The following is a 26,265-nucleotide window of genomic DNA, read 5'->3' as shown; positions in this document are numbered from 1 at the left end:
GTACGGATGAATATCGGCAGGAGAAGGGGCTTTGTTTAGAGCTGGTCGGTCGGTACAAACCACGAGAACAGCAGCAACTGCAGCCGCGTCAGCATGCTCGAATCGGGCTCGTCGTCGAGCACCTCGTTGGTCTCGTCGCCGGTCCCCACCCATTGCACGCTCTGGCCGTCGGGCTTGAGGACCACGCGGTAGACGCCCTCCACGTCGTCCAGCAGGTAGGCATAGAGCAGCGCCTGCGTGAGCTCGAAGCTGTGCACGCGCACGCCGAACTCGGTGTTGAGCCGCTCGGAGCGCGGATCGAGGTTCATCGAGCCGAGCAGCACCCACTCGCGGTCGATCAGGGCCAGCTTGGCATGCAGGCGGCCGCGGGCCTGGCGCAGCAGGCGGCGGATCTGCGTGTTGCGCTTCAACTGCTGCGTGCTCACCTCGAGCAGTTCCACGCCGGTCTGAAGCAGCGCGACGCGAAAGCGGTTGTAGTTGACGTTGACCAGCGGTTCGTCGCTGTCGGCCAGCGAGTTGGTGATGATGGTGATGCGCAGGCCGCGCGCGCGGGCGGCGCGGATCCGCTCCATGCCCTCGTCGCCGGGGATGAAGTAGGGCGAGATCACCAGCACTTGCGACTTGGCAGTCGCCATCGTGGCGTACCAGCGGCGCGCCAGCGTCTCCATGCCGGGCGGCCGGGTGCCGAGCGCCTTGTTCGGGCTGTCGGCCAGGGCTTGGGCCTCGGCGCGCATCCAGAGCAGCTCGCCGCGCGCGAGCTGCTCGGCGAGGCGCGGCTCGCTGAGGATGTCGCTCTCCGGCGGCGCATCGGGCCAGGGCGCATGGGCCTCCGAGGTGGCGAGGTCGAACTCGGCCACCAGTTGTTCGGTCGGGTCGGCCGCGCGCACCATGCGCTGCAAGGGGTAGACCACGTCGCTGTTCCAGTAGTCGTCGAAGATGCGCGCGGACTGCGGCACCACCGGGCCGGCCATCAGCAGCTCGAAGTCGATGAAGTTCGCGCCTTCGCTGCGCAGGAAGTACTCGTCTGCGAGGTTGCGCCCGCCCGCGATCGCGATGGCGCCGTCCGCGATGAAGAGCTTGTTGTGCATGCGGTGGTTGAGCCGCTTGAAGTCGGTGAAGAAATCCAGCCAGCGCGTGGCCGTGTGCTCGCGCCCGTTCACGAAAGGGTTGAACAGGCGCACCTCGGCCTTCGGCTCGGCGGCCAGCGCCAGCAGCAGGCGGTCGAGCCCGCCCGTATAGAAGTCGTCGAGCAAGAGGCGCACCCGCACGCCGCGCCGCGCGGCATCGCGCAGCTCGCGCAGGATCAGGAGGCCGGTCTTGTCCTTGCCGAGCTGGTAGGACTGCACGTCCAGCGAAGCCTGCGCGCGGCGGATCAGTTCGAGCCTGGCGTCCAGCGCGAAGCTGGCCTGCGGCAGGGGCCGCACGGCCGACAGCTCATCGGGCTGGGTGTTGAAGGGGGCGACGATGCGGCCCAGCTCGGTCTGCGCGGAGACGGGTATCGCCAGCTCGGGCGGCTGGGACTCCCGCGGCGGCAGGCCGGCACAGCCCGCCGCAAGACATGCCAGGCCCATGGCGGCACGCCGCAGCAGCGGAAGAAGACGGGCGAAAAGGTCTGGCATGGCGCGGGACGGATGGTAGCCGCGCGACCCCTGCCTCGAAGGAGCGGCCTGTCTACGGGATTGTTGAGTTTTTATTTAATTCACCAATAGAATGCGAATCACTCTTAACAAGATTTCGGGATGAGGGTTTGAACTCCAGTTTTTCCGCGCGGCGCAAGGCTGCATCGCTCCTGGCCGGATGCCTGGCCGTGTCTGCGCAATCGCAGGTTTTTGCCCAAGCGGGCAGCGGCGCCGTTCTGCCGGAGGTGCGGGTCGACGCCAGCGCCGAGACCGAATCCGCCACCAGCCCGGTGATCGGCTATCGCGCGAAGAACGCCGCCACGGCGACCAAGACCGACACGCCGCTTTCCGAAACGCCGCAGGCGGTGACAGTGATCACGCGCGACCAGATCGTGGACCAGGGCGCGACCAACCTGCAGGATGCGCTGGGCTACGCGGCCGGCGTGCGTTCCGACGCCTACGGCCTCGACGCGCGCACCGATTCTTTTCGCGTTCGCGGCGCGTATCCCGACGTCTACCTCGACGGCCTGCGCCAGGCCTACGGCTACTACACCAGCACCACGCGCACCGAGCCCTACACGCTCGAGCGCCTCGAGGTGCTGCGCGGGCCCTCGGGCATGCTGTTCGGATCGGGCACCGCGGCCGGCATCGTCAACATGGTGAGCAAGCGACCCTTGCTCGAAACCCAGCGCGAAGTGGGCATCCAGTACGGCAGCTGGAACCGAAAGCAGATCCAGGCCGACCTGACCGGGCCGCTGACCGAGGACGGCCAGTGGTCCTACCGGCTGATCGCGGTGCAGCGCAAGGCCGACACGCAGGTCGATTTCGTGCCCGACGACCGCAGCCTGATCGCGCCCTCGCTGACCTGGCGCCCGAGCGCGGCGACCTCGCTCACGCTGCAGGGCCTCTACCAGAAGGACAAGAGCGGCTCGAGCTCGCAATTCTTCCCGTGGGAAGGCACGATCCTCCCGAACCCGAACGGGCGCCTGCCGACCAGCCGCTTCATCGGCGAGCCGGGCGACTACTACGACAGCGAGCGCAAGACCTTCGGCTGGCTGTTCGAGCACCAGTTCAACGAGAACTTCACTTTCCGCCAGAACTTCCGCCACGCGCAAAACGAGAACGACAACAGCTACCACTGGGGCGACTTCTTCACCATCACCGGCGGCTGGGGCGCCGATCCGGTCGGCAAGAGGCGCCTGTCGCGCTCGCTCGACAGCTCGCTCACGCGCAATCGCATCGACACGCTGGACAACCATCTCGAGAGCCACTTCGACACTGGCGCGCTCAAGCACACGCTGCTGGTCGGCGCCGACTACCAGCGCCATCGCGAGAACGTGTGGGGCGGGATCTCCACCAGCGAGATCGACGCCTATGCCCCGGTCTACGGCAATCGGCTGGAACCGGAACGCACGGCGCGGCCGCGTACCACGCAGCGCGCCACCGGCGTCTACCTGCAGGACCAGATCAAGCTGGGAAACTGGAACTTCATCGCCGGCCTGCGGCACGACCGCGTCGTCGCCGGCGCCGAGGGCAGCGAGGATTCGAGGGACAGCGCCACCAGCAAGCGCTTCGGCGTGCTGTATGCCTTCCCGTCGGGCTGGTCGCCGTACGTGAGCTATGCCGAGTCCTTCACGCCGCAGTCGCCGCGTGACGGCCGGGTGTTCAAGCCGCTGCGCGGCGAGCAGTGGGAAGTCGGCGTCAAGTACGAGCCCGCGGGCCGCAGCCTCGCCTTCAATGCCGCGGTCTACGACCTGCGCGAGAAGAACCAGATCGCCCAACCGCTGCCCAACGTCTACGCGCAGATCGGCCAGACCAAGACGCGCGGCGTCGAGCTCGAGGCCAAGGGCTCGATCACGCCGAACCTGGATGTCACGGCGCACTACAACTACACCGACCTCGACCCGCAGCTCGAAGGCCTGCCACGCCACCAGGCGGCGCTCTGGGCCAAGTACCGCTTCGCCATCGCTGGCACGCCGGGCTTCTCGGCCGGCGCGGGCGTGCGCTACATGGGCGCCTTCCGCGATGTCTCCTTCGGCGGCTACGGCCCGCGCATCCCCAGCGTCGCGCTGCTGGACCTCGTGTTCGCCTACGAGACCGCGAAGTGGCGCTATGCGCTGAACATCAACAACGCGACGGACAAGGAGTACTTCAGCACCTGCCTCGCGCGCGGCGACTGCTGGTGGGGTACGCGCCGCAACGTGGTGGCCAGCGCCACCTACCGCTTCTGAACCCCTGAGAAAAAACCGCGATGAACAGCCGACGAATCAAGACCTGGGCCTGGGTGCACAAGTGGAGCAGCCTGGTCTGCACCGTGTTCATGCTGCTCTTGTGCATCACGGGGCTGCCGCTGATCTTCCATCACGAGATCGGCCACTTGCTGGGCACCGAGGTCGATGCGCCGAAGATGCCCGCCGGCACGCCGCGCGCAAGCCTGGACCGTGTGATCGAGGTCGCGCATGCGCTGCATCCGGAGCGCGTGGTGCAGTTCGTCTCGCAGCCGGAGGACGACGACGGCCTGTGGTTCGTCACGCTCACGCCCACGCCGGCGCCGACCGAGGACTTCAAGTCGGTTGCGGTCGATGCGCGCACGGCCAAGGTGCTGGCGCAGCCCAAGTTCGACGAGGGCTTCATGTACGTGATGTTCAAGCTGCACGTCGACCTGTTCGCCGGCCTGCCCGGCAAGCTGTTCCTCGGCTTCATGGGCTTGCTGCTGCTGGTGGCGATCGTCTCCGGCGTGGTGCTCTATTCACCCTTCATGCGCAAGCTGGACTTCGGCACCGTGCGGCGCGAGCGCCGGCCGCGTCTCAAGTGGCTGGACCTGCACAACCTGCTGGGCATCGTGACGCTGGTGTGGGCCTTCACGGTCGGCGCCACCGGCATGATCAACACCTGGGCCGACCTGATCATCAAGTACTGGCAGTACGATCAGCTGAGCACGCTGCTCGCGCCCTACCAGGGGCAGCCCGAAGTGCCGAAGGCCGAGCGCGGCTCGGTGCAGCGCTCGCTGGACGTGGCGCTCGAGCGTGCGCCGGGCAACAAGGTTTCCTTCATCGCCTTCCCGGGCACGGCCTTCTCGAGCCCGCATCACAACACCGTGTTCCTGCGCGGCAGCGAACCCTTCACTTCGCGCCTGCTGCAGCCGGTGCTGGTCGACGCCAAGACCAATGCGATCACGGCCAGCCCCGAGCTGCCCTGGTACCTGACAGGACTCCTGGTCTCGCAGCCGCTTCACTTCGGCGACTACGGCGGCATGCCGATGCAGATCCTCTGGGCGCTGCTCGACATCGCGACCATCATCGTGCTGGGCAGCGGGCTCTATCTGTGGCTCAAGCGCGGCAACGCCGTGCCGGCCACAGCGCGTGCCGACGAAGCGGCACATCAGGCGGCCGTTCCGCTGGCGCAGCCCACGGCGACGGCGACGGCGAAGGCGGGCTCATGACGAAGCACCATCAGCGCCCTCGCTTCTGGCCCATGTGGGGCTGGCCGATCGTGCTGGGCGTGCTCACCTGCATCGGGCTGGTGTCCGCGCTCTTCAGCGACGGCGGTGCCGGCGATGCGCTGGCGTGGGTGGCGCTCGGCATTCCGTGCGCGGTGGGCGCCTGGTACGGCTGGCGCCGGCCGCCGCGGCGTTCGTAGAACCCGGCCTCGATCCGGCGCCATAGGGTCTTGCCCGTCGTGGCGGCGCGGCGGCTGGCCGCAGAATCGCCGCGATGAAATCCTCCGTCGCCACGGCCTGCCTGCTGCTTGCCGCGTCTTCCGCCTCGGCGCAGGATGCCGAGTCCGCACCCACGCTGCGCGAGATCACGGTCTCCACGCCGCGCGGCGCGGCACGGCCCTTCGATGTGCCCGGTTCGGTCGACCGCGTGGAAGGCAGCGAGATGCGCGACGCACGCCTGCAGGTGAACCTGTCCGAAGGCCTGGGTAGCGTGCCCGGGCTGCAGATCCAGAACCGCCAGAACTACGCGCAGGATCTGCAGCTGTCGATACGCGGCTTCGGCGCGCGCTCCACCTTCGGCGTGCGCGGCGTGCGGCTCTATGTCGACGGCATCCCGGCCACGCTGCCCGACGGCCAGGGCCAGACCTCCAACATCGACATCGGCTCGGCCGACCGTGTCGAGATCCTGCGCGGGCCTTTCTCGGCGCTCTACGGCAATTCCTCCGGCGGCGTGGTGCAGGTCTTCACCGAGGACGGGCAGGGGCCGCCGCTGCTCGGCTTCTCACTGGCCGGTGGCAGCTTCGGCACTGCGCGCGTCGGCAGCAAGCTCAGCGGTTCCTCGGGCGCTATCGACTACCTGCTGAGCGCCAGCCGCTTCCACACCGACGGCTGGCGCGAGCACAGCGCGGCGGATCGCGAGATCCAGAACGGCAAGCTGGGCTTCCGGCTCGACGACGGCAGCAAGCTCACGCTGGTCTTCAACAGCGTGCATCTTTATGCGCAGGACCCCCTGGGGCTGTCGGCCAGCCAGTACGCGCTGAACCCGCGCGGCGTCGATCCGGTCGCCACGCAGTTCGATACGCGCAAGACCGTGGACCAGCAGCAGCTCGGCCTGAGCTACGAGCGCCGCATCGATGCCGCGAACACGCTGCGCCTGATGGTCTACGGCGGCCAGCGCAGCACCGTCCAGTTCCAGGCGATCCCGACCTTCGTGCAGCAGAACCCGCTGCATGCCGGCGGCGTGATCGACCTGGCGCGCGACTACGGCGGCGTGGACCTGCGCTGGAGCGCCAGGCTGCAGCTGGCCGATAGGCCCTTCGACCTGGTCGCCGGCCTGGCCTACGACGGCCTGCGCGAGCGCCGCCGCGGCTGGGAGAACTTCGTCGGCCGGTCCAGTGCACCACTGGCCCTGGGCGTGCTGGGCCGCTTGCGCCGCAACGAGCGCAACGAGGTGCGCAACCTCGATCCCTACGTGCAGGGCAGCTGGCGCGTCGCCGATCGATGGACGCTCGAAGCCGGCGTGCGACGCAGCAACGTGCGCTTCTCCTCGCACGATCTCTACATCGTCGGCCCGAACCGCGACGACAGCGGCAGCGCGCGCTACCGCAAGACCCTGCCGGTGGCTTCGCTGCGCTACGAGGCCACGCCCGATCTGGCGCTCTACGCCTCCGTCGGCCGCGGCTTCGAGACGCCGACGCTCAACGAGCTCTCCTACCGCGCGGACGGCATCGGCGGGCTCAACTTCGCTCTGCAGCCTTCGGTGAACACCAGCGTCGAGGTCGGCGCCAAGGCGCGCCTGGGTGGCGGCCTGCTCACAGCGGCGCTGTTCCAGACACGGACGCGCGATGAGATCGTGACCAACACCAACTTCGGCGGCCGCGCCACCTTTCAGAACGCCGGCCGCACCCAGCGCGACGGCTTCGAGCTCTCCTGGCAGCACGAGACGGCGAACCATTGGCGCACGCAGCTCGCCTACACCTGGCTCGATGCGCGCTACCGCGACGGCTTCTGCTCGCCGACGCCTTGCAGCGCGATCAGCACGGTGCCGGCGGGCAACCGCATCCCTGGGATCGCGGCGCATGCGCTTTTCGCGTCCTTCGGCTGGGTGCCGCCCGAAGGCTGGCGCGCCGGTACCGAGCTGCGCGCACTTGGGCGCATCCAGGCCAACGACCGCAACGACGCTGCAGCACCCGGCTACGCGGTGGTGGCGCTCTATGCGGGCTACCTCAAGCGCTGGGAGCGTTGGGAGTTCAACGCCTTCGCGCGCGTGAACAACGTCTTCGACCGGCGCTACATCGGCTCGGTGATCGTCAACGAGTCGAACATGCGCTATTTCGAACCCTCCCCGGGCCGCAACTGGACGATCGGCATGGGAGCGGCGTATCGTTTCTGAATGGATTTCAGGGACCGACGCGATGCGGGCCGCAAGCTCGCCAAGGCACTGGACGCGTGGCGCGGGCGCCCCGATGTCGTCGTGCTCGCGCTGCCGCGCGGCGGCGTGCCGGTGGCCTGGGAGGTTGCGCATTTCCTGCACGCGCCGCTCGATGTGCTGGTGGTGCGCAAGCTCGGCTTTCCGGGCCAGGAAGAATTCGCGATGGGCGCCATCGCATCGGGCGGCGTGCGCGTGATGTCGGAGCTGCCCGGCTTCTGGCCGGTGTCGGAGCGGGCCATGGAAGCTGTGGTCGCGCGCGAAACGGAAGAGCTGGCACGGCGCGAGCAGCTCTACCGCGGCCAGCGCGCGCCGCTCGCACTCGCGGGGCATGTCGTCATCCTGGTCGACGACGGCCTCGCCACCGGCGCCACCATGCATGCAGCCGTGCTGGCGGCCCGTGCCGCAGCGCCGCAGCGCATCATCGTGGCGGTGCCGGTGGCCTCGCGCGAGGCGGTCCAGTTGCTGAGCACCGTGGCCGACGAGGTGCTGAGCGTGTTCACGCCCGAGCATTTCCGGGCGGTCGGCCTCTGGTATGCGGACTTCGCGCAGACCAGCGACGAAGAGGTTCGAGAACTGCTGCGCCAGCGGCGCTGACGCTCAGAGTCCGGCGGCCGCGCGCAGCGCCGCTGCCTGGCTCGTGTTCTCCCAGGTGAACTCGGGCTCTTCGCGGCCGAAGTGGCCGTAGGCAGCGGTCTTGCCGTAGATCGGGCGCAGCAGGTCGAGCATCTGGATGATGCCCTTGGGGCGCAGGTCGAAGTGCTCCTGCACCAGCGCGGCGATCTTCTCGTCGGAGATCACGCCCGTGCCTTCGGTGTAGACCGTCACGTTCATCGGCTTGGCCACGCCGATCGCATAGGCGACCTGGATCTGGCACTGGCGCGCGAGGCCGGCGGCGACGATGTTCTTGGCCACGTAGCGCGCCGCGTAGGCGGCCGAGCGGTCCACCTTGCTCGGGTCCTTGCCCGAGAACGCGCCGCCGCCGTGCGGGCAGGCGCCGCCGTAGGTGTCGACGATGATCTTGCGGCCCGTGAGGCCGCAGTCGCCCTGCGGGCCGCCGATGACGAAGCGGCCGGTCGGGTTGATCAGGTACTTGGTTTCCTTCAACCACTCCTTGGGGAGCACCGGCTTGATGATCTCCTCGATCACGGCCTCGATGAAGCTGCCCTTCATCTTGGTCGGCGTTTCGCTCTGGTCGGGGTGGTGCTGCGTGGAGAGCACGACGGTGTCGATGCTGTGCGGCTTGCCGTCCACGTAGCGCATCGTGACCTGGCTCTTGGCGTCCGGGCGCAGGAAGGGCAGGCGGCCGTCCTTGCGCAACTGGGCCTGGCGCTCCACCAGGCGGTGGGCGTAGTAGATCGGCGCGGGCATCAGCTCGGGCGTTTCGTCGCAGGCATAGCCGAACATCAGGCCCTGGTCGCCGGCACCGGTGTTGAGGTGGTCGTCGCTCGCATGGTCCACGCCCTGCGCGATGTCGTTGGACTGCTTGTCATAGCAGACCATCACGGCGCAACCCTTGTAGTCGATGCCGTAGTCGGTGTTGTCGTAGCCGATGCGCTTGATGGTGTCGCGCGCCACCTGGATGTAGTCGACGTGCGCATTGGTCGTGATCTCGCCGGCAAGCACCACGAGGCCGGTGTTGGTCAGCGTCTCGGCGGCCACGCGGCTGCGCGGGTCCTGCGCGAAGATCGCGTCCAGAATTGCGTCCGAAATCTGGTCCGCCACCTTGTCGGGGTGGCCTTCGGAAACCGATTCGGAAGTGAAGAGAAAGTCGTTCGCCATTTCGGTAAAACTCCATGCAAGTGAATTGGCGCGTTGCCAACCCATCAGGAGCTTTGGCGAACGCTTTAGCAGTGATGTTTAACGTCGCCCTGCAAGTAGTTCCATAACTCAGCGACAATTTGCATTCTATTCGAGCCGCGTTACCCTGCGCGCGCGTCCTGGTTTTCACCCCCCCTCCGTGTCGATGATTGCTTTGTTTCGATTGCTCGCCCGTGTGCCGCTGCCCTTGATGCATGCGGTCGGCGGCTGGCTGGGCTGGCTGGTCTGGTGGCTGGCGCCGACCTACCGAAAGCGCTTCAAGGAAAACGCCGAGAGCGCCGGCTTCAGCCCTGCGCAATACCGGCCTGCCATTGCCGCGGCAGGCGCCATGGCGGCCGAGTTGCCGTGGCTGTGGGCGCGGCCGCAGGGCGAGAGCGTGCTGCCGCGCATCGTCCGGTGGGATGGCGTCGCCGAATTGGAGGCCGCATTGGCCGCGCGCAAGGGCGTGATCCTGGTCTCGCCGCACATCGGCAGCTGGGAGACCCTGGGGCAGGCGGTCGGCGAACGCTTCGTCGATGCCTACGGGCCGATCACGGCCTTGTTCAGGCCGGCCCGCAAGAAATGGATGGCCGAACTGATCGCCGGTTCGCGCGACCGGCGCGGTCTGCAGACGCTGCCGACCAGCGTTGGCGGGGTGCGCGGGTTGATGCGCACGCTGCGCGCCGGCGGCTACACCGGCATCCTGCCGGACCAGGTGCCGCCGCTGGGGCAGGGCGTGTGGGCGCCTTTCTTCGGCCGGCCCGCCTACACGATGACCTTGCTGCCGCGTCTCGCGCAGCAGACCGGTTCGCGCGTGTTCCTTGCCGTCTGCGAGCGGCTGCCGCGGGGCGCGGGCTATGCGATCCGCATCGAAGCCTTCGATGGCACCGCGCTGAACGATCCGAAGGCCACGCCCGAAGCCGCCGCCACCGCCATGAACGAAGGCATCGAACGGCTCATCCGCCGGCTGCCGGGCCAGTACGTCTGGGACTATGCGCGCTACAAGCAGCCGCGCGGCGAGGCGGCACCGGGGGCGGCAGTGGAGGCGGCACCATGAGCCTGTCGTCCCAGCTCGGCATCGGCTTCATGCGCACGCTGGCCCATGTGCCGCTGCCTCTGGCGCGGGGCTTCGGCGCTTTTCTGGGCCGGGTGCTGCATACCGTCGCAGCGCGGCGCCGGCGCGTGGTCGATACCAACCTCGCGCTGTGCTTCCCGGACAAGTCGCCCGAGGAGCGACGCCGCATCGCACGCGAAACCTTCGTCTATGTGGCGCAGTCCTGGCTCGACCGCAGCTGGCTCTGGCATGCGCCGGAAGCAACGGTGGCCGCCCGGCTCACGGTGAAGGGATCGGCCCGGGAGATCGACGAGATCGCCAACGGGAGCGAGCCGATGATCCTGTTCGCGCCGCACTTCTACGGCCTCGATGCGGCGGCCACGGCGTTGACCATGCACACGGCCCGGCCCTCGACCACCATCTACACCACGCAGCGCGATCCGATGGTGGACGAGTGGATTCGCGAGGGGCGCAAACGCTTCGGCAACGTGGTCGCGCTGAACCGGGTCGACGGCATCAAGCCGATCGTGGCCGGGCTGCGCAAGGGCGGCTTGCTGTACCTGCTGCCCGACATGGACTTCGGCCGCGACCAGACGGTCTTCGTGCCCTTCTACGGCGTGCCGGCCTCCACTGTGCCCTCGCTGTCGCGCTTCGCCCGCCTGGGCCGGGCCAAGGTCGTGCCGGTGGTCTCGAAGCTCACCAGGGACGGCTACGAGATCGAGGTGCTGCCGGCCTGGCAGGACTTCCCGAGCGAGGACGTGGTGGCCGACACCGCCTTGATGAACGAGCGCCTGCAAGGCTACATCGACACGATGCCCTCGCAGTACTACTGGGTGCACCGCCGCTTCAAGACGCGGCCGGATGGTGCGGCGCCGGTGTACTGAACCCCCCGGCTTGCCACTTCGTGTGCTTCGCCACCCCCCGAGGGGCTGAAGCCCGCGGCTCCAAGCCTGCCTGCGCAGGCTTGGACGGGCTGAAGGGGTGCTGCCTCTGGCGGCGACTCGGGGCGCGGCCCGCCTTGGGGCGGCCCGGCGGCGGCCGCAGTCTATTGATTGCGCTGCAGGAAGGCCTCGATCTCGCTCGCGACGTACTGCGGCTGCTCGTGCACGATCCAGTGCGTGGCGCCGGGCACCTTCTTGATCTCGAGCTTCGGCACGTACTCTTCGAGTCCTTCGAGCAGTCCCGGCAATAGCGCGGCGTCATCGAGTGCCCAGAAGACGAAAGTGGGCACCTCCACAACGAGGCGCTCACGTGGCAGCGTCGGAATCTCGGACGGCTTGCCGGGCAAGGCCGGCTTCATCGGCGTGACGCGATAGAGGTTGCAGGCGCCGGTGAGGCCCGCGTCCCACACCTCGCGGTACTTGTTCTTGACTTCTTCGGTCAGCCAGCCGAAACCGTCGGCACCGGCCTTCATCTGCGTGAAGGAGAGCCACATGCGCTTGTAGTCGTCGGCAGAAAGCAGCGCTTCGGCATCGGGCCGCGCGAGGAAGTTCATGTAGGCGCTCGCGGCCTGCTGCGCGGGATTGTTCAGCAGCTCGCGCGTGAAGGTGCCCGGATGCGGCGAATTGATGATGACCAGGCGGCCGAGCTTGTCCGGGTGCTGGTTGGCATAGCCCCAGCCGAAGGCGCCGCCCCAGTCGTGCGCCACCAGGGCCTCGATGCGGCCGTCCGCGTTTTCGCTTTGGGCGAGCTGCTCGATGTCCTGCACCAGCAGGTGCGCGCGGTAGGCCGATACCTCGGTGGGCGAGCTCGATTTCTCGAAGCCGCGCAGGTTCGGCGCCACGCAGCGGTAGCCGCCGTGCTCGGGGCTCGCGAAGTATTCGAGCAGCTCGTCCCAGATGAAGGCGGCCTCGGGAAAGCCGTGCAGGAACACCATCAGGGGGCGGCCGGGTGCGCCCGCGGCGCGGCAGCTGAGCGTGGTGCCGTTGGGCAGCGCGCGCGCAAAGGTTTCGATCATGGCTCGTTGTCTCCTTCTTCTGTCGGTTCTGCGGGCTGCTCGTTCTGCGGATGGGCCCAGCGCCACAGCAGTTCGGCCGCCTCGTCGACTCCCTGTTGCTTCAAGGCCGAGAACAGTTTGACCTCGCCGCCGCCGGCCTGCAGTCGCGCAATCGACAGCGCCTTGGCGCCTTCGGAGCGCGTGAGCTTGTCGGCCTTGGTCAGGAGCACCAGGAACTTGAGGCCTTGCTCGACCCGGGGGCGGATGACTTCCAGCAGGATGTCGTCGAGCTCGGTGAGGCCGTGGCGCGGGTCGCACATCAGCACCACGCCGCGCAGGTTCTCGCGCGTCATCAGGTAGTTGCCCATGACGCGCTGCCAGCGCAGCTTGGCCTCGCGCGGCACGGCTGCGTAGCCGTAGCCGGGCAGGTCGGCCAGCACGGCGTCGTCGACCTTCTGCTTGCCGACGCCGAACAGGTTGATGTGCTGGGTGCGGCCTGGCGTCTTGGAGGCGAAGGCCAGGCGCGTCTGCTGGGTGAGCGTGTTGATGGCGGTCGACTTGCCGGCGTTCGAGCGCCCGACGAAGGCAATCTCCGGCAGGTCGAAGGCCGGCAGGTGTTCCAGCTGGGGCGCACTCGTGAGGAAGTGCGCAGTGTGCAGCCAACCGCGTGCGATGCGGATGCGTTCGGCGGCCGCGGCATCGACGACAGGGGCCTTGCGGGAAGGGGGAGTGGCCGGCAGGCGCCGCGGGGTGGTCATCGGTGAGCTTTCGGAACGGGGCGCCATTGTAGAATCGCGCGGTTTTGCGCCATAAATCCAAGCCCCCGCTATGAAGTTGTTCGCTCATTTTCTGCTCGCAGCCCTCATGGGCGCCGCCGCCAGTACCAGCTTCGCGGCCGATGAGCCCGGGGCCAAGCCGGCTGCCGAGGCGCCTGCCAAGGCGCCCAAGCCCGATCCCGCCAAGGGCGACACCATCTTCAATGCCGCGCCGGCCAACAGCCAAAGCTGCGCCTCGTGCCACAACGCGGACGGCAACTCGGCCATCCCGGCCAATCCCAAGCTGGCGCAGCAGCACCCCGAATACATCCTCAAGCAGTTGCAGGACTTCAAGTCCGGCAAGCGCAAGAGCGCCATCATGAAGCCGCTGGCTTCGGCGCTGTCCGACGAAGACATGCGCAACATCGCCTGGTTCGTCGGTTCCAAGAAGGTCAAGACCGGTTTCTCGAAGGAGAAGGACCTGGTGTCGCTCGGCGAGAAGATCTACCGCGGCGGCCTGGGCGATCGCCAGATCCCGGCCTGCGCCGGCTGCCACAGCCCCAACGGTGCCGGCATCCCGGCCCAGTACCCGCGCCTGGGTGGCCAGCATGCCGACTACATCGTGCAGCAGCTCACCCTGTTCCGCGACGGCGGGCGCCTGAATGCTGCGCAGATGACCGGTGTGGCCGCCAAGCTCAACGACCGCGAGATCAAGGCCGTGGCCGACTACATTGCCGGGCTGCGTTGATTTCCGGCGCGCAAGCGTGAACTAACCGCCGATAACAAACCCCAAACAAGGCGGGCCGATCCAGCGAGGATGGCCCGCCTTTTTGCTTTCCACGATTCCCCTTCATGTCGGTTTCCACCCACGGCCTTCGAGTCCGGCGCGGCCCCCACGTGGTCCGCGCGGCGGTGGAGCTCATGTCGTCGATGCGCTTCGCGATCGCGCTGCTCACGGTCATCTGCATTGCATCGATCATCGGCACCGTGCTCAAGCAGCACGAGCCGATCAACAACTACGTCAACCAGTTCGGGCCTTTCTGGGCCGAGGTGTTCCGCGCGGCCAGGCTCGATTCGATCTACAGCGCCTGGTGGTTCCTGCTGATCCTGGCTTTCCTGGTGATCAGCACCTCGCTGTGCATCGCGCGCAATACGCCGCACATCTTCAAGGACCTGAGGACTCTCAAGGAAGGCATCCGCGCGCAAAGCCTCAAGGCTTTCGGCCAGCGGGCCGAAACGGTTCTCGACGAAAGCCCGGACGCCGCGGCCAACCGCATCGGCCAGCTGCTGGCGGGCGGCGGCTGGAAGGTCAAGCTGCAGCACCGCGACGGCGACGGCTGGATGGTGGCCGCGCGCGCGGGCGGCGCCCACAAGCTCGGCTACATCGCGGCGCACAGTGCGATCGTGCTGGTATGCCTCGGCGGCCTGCTCGACGGCGACCTGATCGTGCGCGCCCAGACCTGGTTCAACGGCAAGAGCGTCTACACCGGCGGCGGCCTGATCGCGGACGTTGCGCCACGGCACCGCCTGTCGCCCAGCAACCCGACCTTCCGCGGCAACATCCTGGTGCCCGAAGGCGGGCAGGGCAGCGTCGCGATCCTGAACCAGGCCGACGGTGTGCTGCTGCAGGACCTTCCGTTCTCGATCGAGCTCAAGAAATTCATCGTCGACTATTACTCGACCGGCATGCCCAAGCTGTTCGCGAGCGAAGTGGTGCTGCACGATCGCGAGACCGGCGCGCAGGTGCCGGCGCGCATCGAGGTGAACCACCCGGCCAGCTACAAGGGCATCGAGATCTACCAGTCGAGTTTCGACGACGGCGGCTCCAGCGTGAAGCTCAAGGCGGTGCCGATGGCGGCTGCGGCCAAGCCTTTCGAAGTGGAGGGCATCATCGGCAACAGCTCGGAGATCACCAACGGCACCGACCGGCTGACGCTCGAGTACACGGCGCTGCGCGTGATCAACGTCGAGAACTTCGGCGAGAGCGCCGGCGGTGCGATGACCAGCGGCGCCGACGTGCGCAAGGTCGACCTGACGAGCGGCATCGAATCGCGCCTGGGCGCGGCCAACAAGACCAACAAGCCCAAGGTGCTGCGCAACATCGGCCCGAGCATCGGCTACAAGCTGCGCGACGCCGCGGGGCAGGCGCGCGAGTACCAGAACTACATGGTGCCGGTCGATACCGGCGACGGCCAGCCGGTCTTTTTGCTCGGCATGCGCGAGCGGCCGGAGGAGCCCTTCCGCTATTTGCGCGTACCGGCCGACGACCAGGGCTCGATGGACGGCTTCGTGCGCATGCGCGCCGCGTTGGCCGATGCCGACACGCGCACGCGCGCCATCGAGCGCTACATCGCGCGCGCGGCCGATTCCAAGCGGCCCGAGCTGGCCGAGCAGCTGCGCATCTCGGCCGGCCGCGCGCTGGCGCTGTTCGCGGGCACCGAGCGGGCCAAGGCCGACGCGGTGAGCGCCGGAGGCTGGCAGGCGATCGCCGAATTCATGGAGGCGAACGTGCCCGAGGCCGACCGGGAGCGCGCCGGCGCGGTGCTGGTGCGCATCCTCAACGACGTGCTGTTCGAGGTGCTTAATCTGAGCCGCGAGAAGGCGGGGTTGGCGGCCTTGCCGGCCGACGAGAAGTCGCAAGCCTTCCTGACCCAGGCGGTGCTCGCCATCAGCGACGCGTATTTCTACCCCGCGCCGGTGGCGATGATGATGACCGACTTCAAGCAGGTGCAGGCCAGCGTGTTCCAGGTCGCTCGCGCGCCGGGCAAGAACGTGGTCTATCTGGGTTGCCTGTTGCTGATCGTGGGCATTTTTGCGATGCTGTACGTGCGCGAGCGCAGGCTGTGGGTGTGGCTCGCCAAGGACGCGAGCGCCAGTGGCACGGCGGCCACCATGGCTTTTTCGGTCAACCGCAAGACCATCGACAGCGATCGCGAATTCGAGCGTCTCAAAGACAAGCTGCTCGCCAGCAGGAAAGACACCGCCCCATGAGCACCACCACCCTCACACTGAACGACGGCTGGCTTTCGCGCCGCAACGCCTTCGACTGGGTGTTTGCCGCGCTGGTGCTGGCCGGCGGACTGTTCGCGTTCTCGCGCTATGCCGGCGCGATGGACATCTACGAGAAGATCATCCTGCTGGCGGCGATGCCCGCCGCCATCTGGCTCGGCTGGTTCTGGCGGCCGCTGCGCATGCTGGCGATCGTGGTGGCGGCAGCCGCGCTGCTGGGCATCGCCTCCTACCAGGGCGACCTGGCGCGTGCCGACACGGTGTTCTGGCTCAAGTACTTCCTGTCCAGCCAGTCGGCCATCCTGTGGATGAGCGTGCTCTTCTTCATGAGCACGTTGTTCTACTGGATCGGCTTCTTTGCGGCCAAGCAGGCCGACACCATGGACCTCATCGGCTCGCGCCTCGCATGGGCGGCCGTCACGATGGCGCTGATTGGCTCCATGGTGCGCTGGTACGAAAGCCACCAGCTCGGGCCGGACATCGGCCATATCCCGGTCAGCAATCTCTACGAGGTGTTCGTGCTGTTCTGCTGGCTGACGGCGACCTTCTATCTCTACTTCGAATCGCGCTACGGCACGCGGGCCTTGGGTGCCTTCGTGATGCTGGTGGTCAGCGCCGCGGTCGGCTTCCTGCTCTGGTACACGCTGGTGCGTGAAGCCCACGAAATCCAGCCGCTGGTGCCGGCTTTGCAGAGCTGGTGGATGAAGCTGCATGTGCCGGCCAATTTCATCGGCTACGGTACCTTTGCGCTGGCGGCGATGGTGGCCTTCGCCTACCTCATCAAGGAGCAGGCGCAGGAGACCCGCTGGTACAAGCTCACGCCGATGTGGCTGCTTGGCGTGGCGCTGTGCTTCGTGCCCGTGGCGTTCCGCCAGCGCGTGCAGGAAGCCGGCGGCAGCTACTGGTTCGCCTATGCGGCCATCTCGGCATTGATCGCCGCCGGCATCCTGCTGGGCCGCAAGCGCATCGCCGCGCGGCTGCCGGCCAACGAGGTGTTGGACGACGTGATGTACAAGTCCATCACGGTCGGCTTTGCCTTCTTCACCATCGCCACCGTGCTCGGCGCCCTGTGGGCGGCCGACGCCTGGGGCGGCTACTGGAGCTGGGACCCGAAGGAAACCTGGGCGCTGATCGTCTGGCTCAACTACGCGGCCTGGCTGCATATGCGGCTGGTCAAGGGCCTGCGAGGCACGGTGGCAGCCTGGTGGGCGCTGGGCGGGCTGGCGGTGACGACCTTCGCCTTCCTGGGGGTCAACATGTTCTTGAGCGGATTGCACAGCTACGGCACCTTGTAGGAGCGGCCGGCGGGTTTTCGCGGTGAAGTGAAACCGGATGAACGCCTGGCGCGTAACCGAATCAGCATTGGGAACGAACTCCCTCAAGCACAACCATCCAGGCGAAAGGCGATCCATGTTGATTCACTCCCGCGACAAGGGCTTCATTCACCCGCATTCCAGCGAGATCACGCCGCGCAGCGTCTACGAAGGGCGGCGCGACATGCTCAAGCTGCTGGCGAGCGGCGTCGCCGGAGCGGCCCTGGCCTCGTGGGCCGCGCGCGACGCCCTGGCGCAGGCCACCGCGCCGGGCAAGCTGGCGGCGCTGAAGGGCGCGAAGTCGGCGGTGCCGGGTGCGCAGACCATGGAAAAGCTCACCGACTACAAGGACGCCACGAGCTACAACAACTACTACGAGTTCGGCACCGACAAGGCAGATCCGGCCAAGAACGCCGGCACCCTGAAGACCCGGCCCTGGACCGTCGAGGTCGAAGGCCTGGTCAAGAAGCCGGGCAAGTACGACATCGAGGACCTGATCAAGCTCAGCGCGCAGGAAGAACGCATCTACCGCTTGCGCTGCGTCGAAGGCTGGTCGATGGTGATTCCGTGGGTCGGTTACTCGCTGGCCGAACTCATCAAGAAGGTCGAGCCGCAGGGCAACGCCAGGTACGTGGAATTCGTCACGCTGGCCGATCCCAAGACCATGCCCTTCGTCGGCTCGCGCGTGCTCGACTGGCCCTACGTCGAGGGCTTGCGCATGGACGAAGCAATGCACCCGCTCACGCTGCTGACTTTCGGCATGTACGGCGAAGTGCTGCCCAACCAGAACGGCGCGCCGGTTCGCATCGTCGTGCCCTGGAAATACGGCTTCAAGAGCGGCAAGTCGATCGTCAAGATCCGCTTTGTCGAGAAGGAGCCCGGCACGGCCTGGAACAAGGCCGCGGCGCAGGAATACGGCTTCTATTCGAACGTGAACCCGAACGTCGATCATCCGCGCTGGAGCCAGGCGACCGAGCGGCGCATCGGCGACGGCGGGGGCTTGTTCGCCAAGCGCCACAAGACGCAGATCTTCAACGGCTACGAGCCCCAGGTCGGCCAGCTCTATGCTGGCATGGACCTCAAGAAGTTCTATTGAAATGGCTGCTCCCATGCTCGGCACTGACGTGTCCTCGCTGCCCCCGAAGGGGGCGCAAGCCGCCTTGGGGCGGCCCGGCGGCGGCTTCGTGAACAAGCTTCTGATGCACCCGGCGGCCAAGCCGCTGGTGTTCGTGCTCTCATTGCTGCCCTTCGCATGGCTGGTCTACGGTGCGTTCACCGATGGCCTGGGCGCCAATCCCGCCGAGTACCTGATCCGCTCGACCGGCGACTGGACGCTGCGCTTCATCTGCATCGTGCTCGCCGTGACGCCGCTGCGGGTGATCACCAAGACCAATGCGCTGGCGCGCTTTCGCCGCATGCTGGGCTTGTTCGCCTATTTCTATGTCGTGGTCCATCTGCTGAGCTACAGCTGGTTCGACATGGGCTTCGACGTTCCGGAGATCGCCAAGGACATCGCGAAGCGCCCGTTCATCCTGGTGGGCTTCTCGGCCTTCGTGCTGCTCACGCCGCTGGCCGCGACCTCGTTCAACCGGGCCATCAAGGCGCTGGGCGCGAAGCGCTGGCAGACGCTGCACAAGCTGGTCTATGTGATCGCCGGGCTGGGCCTGCTGCACTTCTTCTGGATGCGCGCGGGCAAGAACGATTTCGCGGAAGTGTTCGTCTATGCCGCGATCATCGCGCTGCTGCTGGGCTGGCGCGTCTGGAACTTCGCGAGCGGCAAGAAGAGGGTGCAGCGCCCTGCGCTGCGCCCGGTCAGTCGCTGAGCTGTTCGCTGCGCAGCTGGTCCTCGATGCTTTCGCGCCGGCGGATCAAGGTGGCACGCTCACCGCTGACCAGCACTTCGGCGGCACGCCCGCGCGTGTTGTAGTTGCTCGCCATGGCCATGGAGTAGGCGCCGGCCGAAAGCACGGCCAGCAGGTCGCCTGCTTCCACCGCGAGCGCGCGGTCGCGGCCGATCCAGTCGCCGCTCTCGCAGACCGGGCCCACGACGTCGTAGCTGACGGTCTCGCCCTGGCGCTCAGCCACCGGAACGATTCGGTGAAAAGCCTGGTACATCGCGGGCCGCGGCAGATCGTTCATCGCCGCATCGACGATGCAGAAGTTCTTGTCCTCGCCTGGCTTGGTGTAGAGCACTTCCGTCACGCAAACCCCGGCGTTGCCGACCAGCGAACGTCCGGGCTCGACGATGAGCCGGCGCCGTCCGAAGCCTCGCGCATCGAGGCGCGCGAGCAGCTGCTGCCACAGCGCATCGGCCGCCGGCGGCGTGTCGCCGTTGTAGTCGATGCCCAGCCCGCCTCCGAAGTCGAGGTGATGCAGCGCAATGCCGGCCTTCTCGATCGCCTCGACCAGGTCGAGCACGCGCTCCAGCGCTTCGAGGTAGGGCGAGGCGTCGGTGATCTGCGAACCGATGTGGCAGTCGATGCCGACGATCTGCAGCCCCTTCAACGACGCGGCGTGCTGGTAGATCGCGACCGCGCGGTCGTGCGCCACGCCGAACTTGTTGCCCTTGAGGCCGGTCGAGATGTAGGGATGCGTCTTCGGGTCGACGTTGGGATTGATGCGCACGCTGATCGATGCGCGCCGGCCTTCTTCGAGCGCGACGGCGTTGAGCACATCGATCTCGGCCTCGCTTTCCACATTGAAGCAGCCGATGCCGGCCGCGAGCGCCTGGCGCATTTCGCTCTTCGTCTTGCCGACGCCGGAGAAGATCACCTTGGCAGGGTCGGCGCCCGCGGCGAGCACGCGCGCGAGCTCGCCGCCGGAGACGATGTCGAAGCCGCAGCCCGCTTCGGCAAAGACGCGCAGCACGCCCAGCGAGGAGTTGGCCTTGATGGCATAGCAGACCAGCGCGTCGCGGCCTTCGAAGCCGCGCTGGTAGGCGCCGAGCGCATCGAGCATCCATTGCTTCGAATAGACGAACAGCGGCGTGCCATGCTCGCGCGCCAGGGTCGAAAGCGGCACGCCTTCGACGTGCAAGGTGCCGTTCTTGCGTGCGATGTGGGGATGTCCCGGAAGGCGCGGGTCGCTGCTCACTTCGTTCCTTCGGTCGTTGCCGGCGCCTGTGCGGGCGAATTGGCGGGTTCGTTGCGCGACGATTCGGGAATCAGCAAACCCGGCAGCGTGGCGCGATTCTTTGCGGCCGGATCGGTCGGAAGATAGAGCGGGCCCTTCTGGCCGCAGCCGGTCAGCGCGACCCCAACGATTGCGAGGCCAATCGCGCTCACTAGAATTTGATGAACATTCAACATGGTGAAATTGTACTTTTCGACCATTGGTCGCTTGGCGGACCTCCTGACCTTCGGGGTTCCAACCAGTGCACCGGGTCAAGTGGCGGTTGAGCATATTTGTTGTAGTAACAAATAATCCTTGCGTCGGGTTTTATTTGTTACTACAATAAATTCAATGTTCACGGTGATCGAAACGCCTACGTTCCAGCGCCTCGCTGCCGAAGTTTGGTCTGAGGAAGAGCGGCTGGATTTCGTGGGATGGATCGCTGCGAACGCAGAGTCCGGCGACGTCATCAAGGGCACTGGCGGTCTGCGCAAGGTCCGTTGGACCCGTCCCGGCATGGGGAAGCGCGGCGGCGCCCGCGTGATCTATTTCAACCGCAACGACCAGGGTGATCTGGCGTTGTTGCTGGTCTATACGAAGGCCAAGCTCGACAACATTGCACCGGCCTTTCTGGTGAAACTGAAGGAGGCGATCAATGCCTAAGATCAAAGACCCCGACGTGATGCAGTTCGAGCAAGATCTGCTCAAGTCCATCGACGAAATGAAGCGCGGCGAACATGCCGCTGTGCATACGCCGGCACAGATCGCTGCGCGCAAGCGTGGCCGACCGGCAGGCAGCGTGAAAGCGGATGTCAAGGTGTCCACCACCATCCGCTTCGATGCGGACGTGCTGGAGGCGCTCAAGGCCTCCGGCCCGGGCTGGCAGACGCGAGCGAACGACGCACTACGAGCAGACATCCAGGCGGGCCGGCTGTAACGCCCGCTCGTCAGGCCCGGTGGCATGGCTTGGTCATCGTCGAATTGCGATTGCCAAGCCCACTGCTGCACGACGGATTCGGATTCACGGCAATATCGTGCTTGGAAGCGGTGCCGGAAAGCCCGCTACGAGACCCCCTCATGAAGCGCCTGAGCGCGAAGGTACAAGAACTGTAATGACCGACCCCGAGTACATGGACCGCGCGGAAGCGGCGCTGGCCGCTATCGAGCGCAGCTGCGACCGCATCAACGACGCGACCGACGCCGATATCGACAACCAGCGCGTGGGCGGCATGATCACGATCACCTTTCGCAACCGTAGCCAGTTGATCGTCAACCTGCAGCCGCCGTTGCGTGAAATCTGGCTGGCGGCCAAGTCCGGCGGTTATCACTATCGGCACGACGGCCGTGCGTGGGTCGACACCAAGACCGGGGAGGAGCTCTTCGGCAACCTGTCGCGCGAAGCGACTGCGCAAGCCGGGCAGCCCTTGCAGTTCGTGGCCGGCTGACGATCAGTTGCGGAAGAGATCGAGGATGCGGTTGCGCTCTTCCGGCGGCGGTGCCGGACTGACGGGCACGCCCGAGATCGCTTCGGCCGGCGGCGTCGGCCCGCCCTCGACACCCAGACTCGCGACGCCTCGGCCCGGTGCATAGTCGTCGTAGTACCACTCGCCGCCGACGTTGACCACGCCGGACGGCGCCGTGGCCGTCAGCTCGGTGACCGGCACGCCCTTGATGGCGGTCTCCATGTAGCTGATCCAGATCGGCAGGCTCAGGCCGCCGCCGGTTTCGCGATCGCCGAGCTTGCGCGGCGTGTCGTAACCCATCCACGCCACCGCGGCCATCGTGGGCTGGAAGCCGGCGAACCATGCGTCCAGCGAGTCGTTGGTGGTGCCGGTCTTGCCGTAGAGGTCGGGGCGCTTCAGCGTGGCTTGCGCCTTGGCGGCCGTGCCGCTGCGCGCCACCTCTTGCAGCAGGCTGTCCATGATGAAGGCATTGCGCTGGGGGATTGCGCGCATGGTTTCGTTGAGCAGCGGAGGCTGCGTCTCCACCAGGACCTTGTCCTTGTGATCGGTGATGCGCGTCACGAGGTAGGGATTGACGCGGTAGCCGCCATTGGCGAACACCGAGTAGGCGGTCGCCATCTGCATCGGCGTGACCGATCCGGCGCCCAGCGCCATCGGCAGGTAGGCGGGGTGCTTCTCGCGTTCGAAGCCGAAGTTGCTGACCCAATCCTGCGCGTAGCGTGTGCCGATCGACTGCAGAACGCGGATTGACACCATGTTCTTGGATCGGGCGAGCGCGCGGCGCAGCGACATCGGTCCTTCGAAAGTGCCGTCGTAGTTCTTGGGCTCCCACGGTTGTCCGCCGGTGGTGCCGGCGTCGAAGAAGAGCGGCGCATCGTTGACGACCGTGCCGGGCGTGAAGCCCTTCTCGAGCGCGGCCGAGTAGATGAAGGGCTTGAAGCTCGAACCCGGCTGGCGCCAGGCCTGCGTGACGTGGTTGAACTTGTTCTTGTCGAAGTCGAAGCCGCCGACCATGGCCTTGACCGCGCCGTCGCGCGGGTCGAGCGCGATGAAAGCACCCTCGACCTCGGGCAGCTGGGTGATCTCCCAGGTATTTTTCGGGGTCTTCACGACACGGATCACCGCGCCGCGACGGATCCTGATGTTGGGCGGCGCCTTGTCCGAGAGCCCGGACTGCGCGGGCCGCAGGCCGTCGCCGACGATCTGCAGCGTGTCGCCGTTGCCGCGCACGGCGTTGATTTCCTTGGCGCTGGCCCTGAGCACCACGGCTGACATCACATCGCCATTGTCCGGATGATCGGCCAGGGCGTCGTCGACTGCCTCGTCGAGCTCCTTGGGGTCGGCGGGCAGGTCGACGAACTTCTCGGGGCCGCGATAGATCTGGCGGCGCTCGTAGTCCATGATGCCTTTGCGCAAAGCGCGATACGCGGCGGCCTGGTCGGCGGCCACCAGCGTGGTGTAGACCTTGAGGCCGCGCGTGTAGGTGCTGTCGCCGTACTGTGCGTACATCAGCTGGCGCACGGTTTCGGCCACGTATTCGGCATGCAGCCGCGTCGGATCCGCGGCGTCGCGCAGGTGCAGCTCTTCCTTCTTGGCTTCTGCTGCCTGTTCGGCCGTGATGAAGCCGGCTTCCTGCATGCGGTCGATCACATAGAGCTGGCGCCCTCGTGCACGAGCAGGGTTGTTGACCGGGTTGTTGGCGCCGGGCGCCTTCGGCAGCCCGGCCAGCATCGCCGCCTGGGCGATCGTGATGTCCTTGAGGGGCTTGCCGAAATAGGCTTCGGATGCCGCCGCGAAACCGTAGGCCCGGTTGCCGAGATAGATCTGGTTCAGATAGATCTCGAAGATCTGGTCCTTGGAGAGCAGGTGCTCGAGCTTGAAGGTCAGCAGCACCTCGTAGATCTTGCGGGTCAGCGTTTTTTCCGAGCTCAGGTAGACATTGCGCGCCACCTGCATGGTGATGGTGGAGGCGCCCTGGCTCTTGGCGCGATTCATATTGGCCAGGCCGGCGCGGACCAGGCCCTTGTAATCAACCCCGCCGTGGTCGTAGAAGCGCGCATCCTCCGCCGCCAGCACGGCGTCCTTCATCACCTTCGGGATGGTCGCGATCGGGGTGAGGTTGCGGCGCTCTTCGCCGAATTCGCCGATCAGAGTGCCTTCCGAGGAAAAAACCCGCAGTGGCAGCTTGGGGCGATAGTCGGCGAGCTCGGAGATATCCGGCAGGTTCGGATAGGCGACGGCCAGCGCGACGGCAATCACACAGACCAGGGATACCGCCCCGGCCGCAGCGATACCCAAGCCCCACAGCACGATGCGCATGAGCCATGAAAGCCAGGCCGGGCGCGTGGGAGGAGGGGTTCTGGCGGGCCCGTTGGGGCGAGTTTTTTCGGGCATGAAAGGTGGAGAAGTCAGCGCTCATTATAAAAAGGCGACCCCTTCGGACGGCTCTCGGGGCGCGCATAAAACCCAAGTACTCGCATTTGTGACCAAAGTTGCAGAACCGTACTGTTACGTCCCCTTTTGACAACGCTTGTCGCTGGAGTGAGGATTCGCCGCTTGGTTGCCCGTGCACCTCCTGCTAGCATGCAACCACTCGCAAATATTTCCAATCGTTACAAACGGATGGGATCGAACTTGACTGCTTTGGGATCGTTGTTTCGCCGTCAGCCCGCGCCACTGCTCGGGTTGGACGTCAGTTCGTCCAGTGTGAAGCTGGTCGAGCTCGGCCGCGATGCCAGCGGCAAGCTGGTATTGGAGCGTTGTGCGATCGAGCCTCTGGAACGGGGATGGATCACCGACGGCAACGTCGAGAAATTCGACGAGGTCGCCGAAGCGGTGCGGCGCGTTGTCCGCAAGAGCGGCACCCGCACCAAAAACGCCGCCTTGGCGTTGCCGCCTTCGGCCGTCATCACCAAGAAGATCGTTCTGCCGGGCGGCATGAGCGAGCAGGAGCTCGAGATCCAGGTCGAGTCCGAGGCCAATCAATACATTCCCTTTTCGCTGGACGAAGTGAGCCTGGACTTTTGCGTCATCGGGCAGAGCGCCAATTCGGCAGGCGATGTCGAGGTTCTGATCGCCGCGTCGCGCAAGGAAAAGGTGCAGGACCGCCAAGGTCTGGCCGAGGCGGCAGGGCTGAAGGCCATGATTCTCGATGTCGAGTCCTATGCTTCGCGCTTGGCCACGGCGCGGCTCATCGAGCAACTCCCCGGCCAAGGCCGCGATGCCGTGGTCGCGCTGTTCGAGGTGGGAGCGTTCACCACGAGCATGCAGGTCTTGCGCAACCAGGAAGTGCTTTACGACCGCGACCAGGCTTTTGGCGGCGCCCAGCTCACCCAGCTGATCGTTCGGCAGTACGGCTTTTCCGCGGAAGAGGCGGAAGCCAAGAAGCGCAGCGGCGATTTGCCCGACGACTACGGTTCGGGTGTGCTGAAGCCCTTCGTGGCAAGCATCGCCCAGGAGATCGCCAGGGCGCTGCAGTTCTTCTTTACCAGCACGCCGCACAACCGCGTCGACTACGTGTTGCTGGCGGGCGGCTCGGCATCGCTCCCGGGGCTGACCAGCGCCGTGACGCGGCAGACTTCATTTGCCTGTTCGCTCGTCAATCCCTTCGACGGGATGGAGATCGGCAGTGGAATCCGGGAGAAGAAGGTGCGCCGTGAGGCCCCGTCCTATCTGACATCGTGCGGCTTGGCGATGCGGAGGTTTCTGCAGTGATTCTGATCAATCTGCTCCCGCACAGGGAGGCTTCGCGCAAGCGCAGGCGAGAGGCCTTCTATGCGACTTTGGGCGCCTCGGCGGTCCTCGGCTGCCTGATCGCAGGTGCGGCATTCCTCTGGTACCAGGCCCAGATTTCCAGCCAGCAAGCGAAGAACAGCTTTCTGCAGTCCGAGATCACCAAGCTCGAAGCGGAGATCAAGGAGATCTCGACCTTGCAGGCCGAAATTGCGGCCTTGCGTGCACGGCAACAGGCGGTCGAAGACCTGCAGGGCGATCGGAATCTGCCGGTGCATCTGCTCAACGAGCTCGTTCGCCAGCTGCCGGACGGTGTCTATCTGACGAGCATGAAACAGGACAACCAGACGGTCACGCTTCAAGGCATGGCGCAGTCCAACGAACGCGTGTCGGAACTGCTGCGCAATCTTGGCAACAACAGCCCGTGGCTGGTCAAGCCGGAACTGGTCGAAATCACGTCCGCGAATATCAATCTGAGTCCGCGTGACCAGCGCCGGGTTGCGAACTTCACCATGCGCATCGGCCTCAAGCGGCCCACGGATGCTCAGAAGGCCGCGGCCGGTGCGGCCACGGCGGCATCGGCTGCAGTCAAGGGATAGGCGTCAT

At 66.4% G+C, this 26,265-nt stretch carries 24 protein-coding genes; 17 read left to right on the top strand and 7 right to left on the bottom strand.

Annotation, left to right across the window (positions count from 1 at the left end):
- Positions 1–35: 35 nt before the first annotated feature.
- Entirely contained in the window at positions 36–1,619 is a 1,584-nt protein-coding gene (locus tag ACSQ9I_RS23720; protein WP_436314668.1) for a phospholipase D family protein, read from the bottom strand.
- 188 nt (positions 1,620–1,807) lie between these two features.
- Between ACSQ9I_RS23720 and ACSQ9I_RS23715 the strand changes: the two genes are divergently transcribed.
- From ACSQ9I_RS23715 to ACSQ9I_RS23695, 5 genes are all read left to right on the top strand, one after another.
- Positions 1,808–3,850, top strand: coding sequence for a TonB-dependent siderophore receptor (locus ACSQ9I_RS23715; RefSeq protein ID WP_436314667.1), 2,043 nt, complete (start codon positions 1,808–1,810; stop codon positions 3,848–3,850).
- Positions 3,851–3,870: 20 nt separating this feature from the next.
- Positions 3,871–5,061, top strand: coding sequence for a PepSY-associated TM helix domain-containing protein (locus ACSQ9I_RS23710; RefSeq protein ID WP_436314666.1), 1,191 nt, complete (start codon positions 3,871–3,873; stop codon positions 5,059–5,061).
- Entirely contained in the window at positions 5,058–5,258 is a 201-nt protein-coding gene (locus ACSQ9I_RS23705; protein ID WP_436314665.1) for a hypothetical protein, read from the top strand. Before ACSQ9I_RS23710 ends, ACSQ9I_RS23705 begins: the two co-directional genes overlap by 4 nt.
- Positions 5,259–5,332: 74 nt before the next feature.
- Positions 5,333–7,450: a TonB-dependent receptor family protein gene (locus ACSQ9I_RS23700; RefSeq protein ID WP_436314664.1), complete on the top strand. Its 2,118-nt coding sequence runs from the start codon at positions 5,333–5,335 to the stop codon at positions 7,448–7,450.
- Complete coding sequence (locus tag ACSQ9I_RS23695; protein ID WP_436314663.1) at positions 7,451–8,083, top strand: phosphoribosyltransferase; 633 nt, start codon at positions 7,451–7,453, stop codon at positions 8,081–8,083.
- 3 nt (positions 8,084–8,086) lie between these two features.
- Here the strand turns inward: ACSQ9I_RS23695 and metK are convergent, their stop codons facing one another.
- Positions 8,087–9,268 carry a methionine adenosyltransferase gene (gene metK / locus ACSQ9I_RS23690; RefSeq protein WP_093105552.1) on the bottom strand — a complete coding sequence of 394 codons (1,182 nt, stop codon included), beginning with the start codon at positions 9,266–9,268 and terminating at the stop codon, positions 8,087–8,089.
- 184 nt (positions 9,269–9,452) lie between these two features.
- Between metK and ACSQ9I_RS23685 the strand changes: the two genes are divergently transcribed.
- The gene (locus ACSQ9I_RS23685) at positions 9,453–10,343 is read left to right on the top strand and encodes a lysophospholipid acyltransferase family protein (protein WP_436314662.1); all 891 of its coding nucleotides are present in this window, start codon (positions 9,453–9,455) and stop codon (positions 10,341–10,343) included.
- Positions 10,340–11,224, top strand: a complete 885-nt coding sequence (locus ACSQ9I_RS23680; RefSeq protein ID WP_436293270.1) for a lysophospholipid acyltransferase family protein — start codon at positions 10,340–10,342, stop codon at positions 11,222–11,224. The genes ACSQ9I_RS23685 and ACSQ9I_RS23680 overlap by 4 nt, the downstream gene beginning before the upstream one ends.
- A 161-nt stretch (positions 11,225–11,385) precedes the next feature.
- Here ACSQ9I_RS23680 and ACSQ9I_RS23675 read toward each other — a convergent pair whose 3' ends face one another.
- Together ACSQ9I_RS23675 and yihA are read right to left on the bottom strand one after the other, a co-directional pair.
- Complete coding sequence (locus ACSQ9I_RS23675; RefSeq protein WP_093105559.1) at positions 11,386–12,297, bottom strand: alpha/beta fold hydrolase; 912 nt, start codon at positions 12,295–12,297, stop codon at positions 11,386–11,388.
- A complete protein-coding gene (gene yihA, locus ACSQ9I_RS23670; RefSeq protein ID WP_436314661.1) occupies positions 12,294–13,034 on the bottom strand; it encodes a ribosome biogenesis GTP-binding protein YihA/YsxC in 741 nt (246 codons plus the stop codon). The genes ACSQ9I_RS23675 and yihA overlap by 4 nt, the downstream gene beginning before the upstream one ends.
- 70 nt (positions 13,035–13,104) lie before the next feature.
- On the opposite strand from yihA, the gene ACSQ9I_RS23665 reads away from it, so the two are divergent.
- The 5 genes from ACSQ9I_RS23665 (at position 13,105) to ACSQ9I_RS23645 (ending at position 19,176) form a co-directional block, all read left to right on the top strand.
- On the top strand, positions 13,105–13,779 hold the full coding sequence (locus ACSQ9I_RS23665; protein ID WP_436293271.1) for a c-type cytochrome: 675 nt from the start codon (positions 13,105–13,107) through the stop codon (positions 13,777–13,779).
- 104 nt (positions 13,780–13,883) lie between these two features.
- A complete protein-coding gene (locus tag ACSQ9I_RS23660; RefSeq protein WP_436314660.1) occupies positions 13,884–16,022 on the top strand; it encodes a cytochrome c biogenesis protein ResB in 2,139 nt (712 codons plus the stop codon).
- Positions 16,019–17,335 carry a c-type cytochrome biogenesis protein CcsB gene (gene ccsB, locus ACSQ9I_RS23655; protein ID WP_436314659.1) on the top strand — a complete coding sequence of 439 codons (1,317 nt, stop codon included), beginning with the start codon at positions 16,019–16,021 and terminating at the stop codon, positions 17,333–17,335. Before ACSQ9I_RS23660 ends, ccsB begins: the two co-directional genes overlap by 4 nt.
- A 115-nt stretch (positions 17,336–17,450) precedes the next feature.
- The gene (gene msrP, locus ACSQ9I_RS23650; protein ID WP_436314658.1) at positions 17,451–18,449 is read left to right on the top strand and encodes a protein-methionine-sulfoxide reductase catalytic subunit MsrP; all 999 of its coding nucleotides are present in this window, start codon (positions 17,451–17,453) and stop codon (positions 18,447–18,449) included.
- 88 nt (positions 18,450–18,537) lie between these two features.
- Positions 18,538–19,176 (top strand): sulfite oxidase heme-binding subunit YedZ, encoded by a 639-nt coding sequence (locus tag ACSQ9I_RS23645; protein ID WP_093106138.1) that lies wholly within the window; start codon positions 18,538–18,540, stop codon positions 19,174–19,176.
- Here ACSQ9I_RS23645 and lysA read toward each other — a convergent pair.
- Positions 19,166–20,446, bottom strand: coding sequence for a diaminopimelate decarboxylase (gene lysA / locus ACSQ9I_RS23640; RefSeq protein WP_436314657.1), 1,281 nt, complete (start codon positions 20,444–20,446; stop codon positions 19,166–19,168). The two genes, ACSQ9I_RS23645 and lysA, sit on opposite strands and share 11 nt — an antisense overlap.
- Positions 20,443–20,685, bottom strand: coding sequence for an LPS translocon maturation chaperone LptM (gene lptM, locus ACSQ9I_RS23635; protein ID WP_436314656.1), 243 nt, complete (start codon positions 20,683–20,685; stop codon positions 20,443–20,445). The genes lysA and lptM overlap by 4 nt, the downstream gene beginning before the upstream one ends.
- Before the next feature lie 130 nt (positions 20,686–20,815).
- On the opposite strand from lptM, the gene ACSQ9I_RS23630 reads away from it, so the two are divergent.
- From ACSQ9I_RS23630 to cyaY, 3 genes are all read left to right on the top strand, one after another.
- On the top strand, positions 20,816–21,127 hold the full coding sequence (locus ACSQ9I_RS23630) for a transcriptional regulator (RefSeq protein ID WP_436314655.1): 312 nt from the start codon (positions 20,816–20,818) through the stop codon (positions 21,125–21,127).
- On the top strand, positions 21,120–21,401 hold the full coding sequence (locus ACSQ9I_RS23625) for a BrnA antitoxin family protein (RefSeq protein ID WP_436293277.1): 282 nt from the start codon (positions 21,120–21,122) through the stop codon (positions 21,399–21,401). Before ACSQ9I_RS23630 ends, ACSQ9I_RS23625 begins: the two co-directional genes overlap by 8 nt.
- Positions 21,402–21,576: 175 nt before the next feature.
- The gene (cyaY, locus tag ACSQ9I_RS23620; protein ID WP_436314654.1) at positions 21,577–21,909 is read left to right on the top strand and encodes an iron donor protein CyaY; all 333 of its coding nucleotides are present in this window, start codon (positions 21,577–21,579) and stop codon (positions 21,907–21,909) included.
- A 3-nt stretch (positions 21,910–21,912) separates the two neighbouring features.
- Here cyaY and ACSQ9I_RS23615 read toward each other — a convergent pair whose 3' ends face one another.
- The gene (locus ACSQ9I_RS23615) at positions 21,913–24,321 is read right to left on the bottom strand and encodes a penicillin-binding protein 1A (protein ID WP_436314653.1); all 2,409 of its coding nucleotides are present in this window, start codon (positions 24,319–24,321) and stop codon (positions 21,913–21,915) included.
- A 240-nt stretch (positions 24,322–24,561) separates the two neighbouring features.
- Between ACSQ9I_RS23615 and ACSQ9I_RS23610 the strand changes: the two genes are divergently transcribed.
- Both ACSQ9I_RS23610 and ACSQ9I_RS23605 read left to right on the top strand, forming a co-directional pair.
- Positions 24,562–25,641: a pilus assembly protein PilM gene (locus ACSQ9I_RS23610; protein ID WP_093106143.1), complete on the top strand. Its 1,080-nt coding sequence runs from the start codon at positions 24,562–24,564 to the stop codon at positions 25,639–25,641.
- Entirely contained in the window at positions 25,638–26,258 is a 621-nt protein-coding gene (locus ACSQ9I_RS23605; RefSeq protein ID WP_093105581.1) for a PilN domain-containing protein, read from the top strand. Before ACSQ9I_RS23610 ends, ACSQ9I_RS23605 begins: the two co-directional genes overlap by 4 nt.
- The last annotated feature ends 7 nt before the right edge of the window (positions 26,259–26,265 follow it).

It is taken from the genome of Variovorax sp. LjRoot84, from assembly GCF_964254305.1.
Lineage (GTDB): Bacteria > Pseudomonadota > Gammaproteobacteria > Burkholderiales > Burkholderiaceae_C > Variovorax.
Note: the sequence above shows the minus strand (reverse complement) of the source record. Positions and strands in the feature narration are given on the sequence as shown.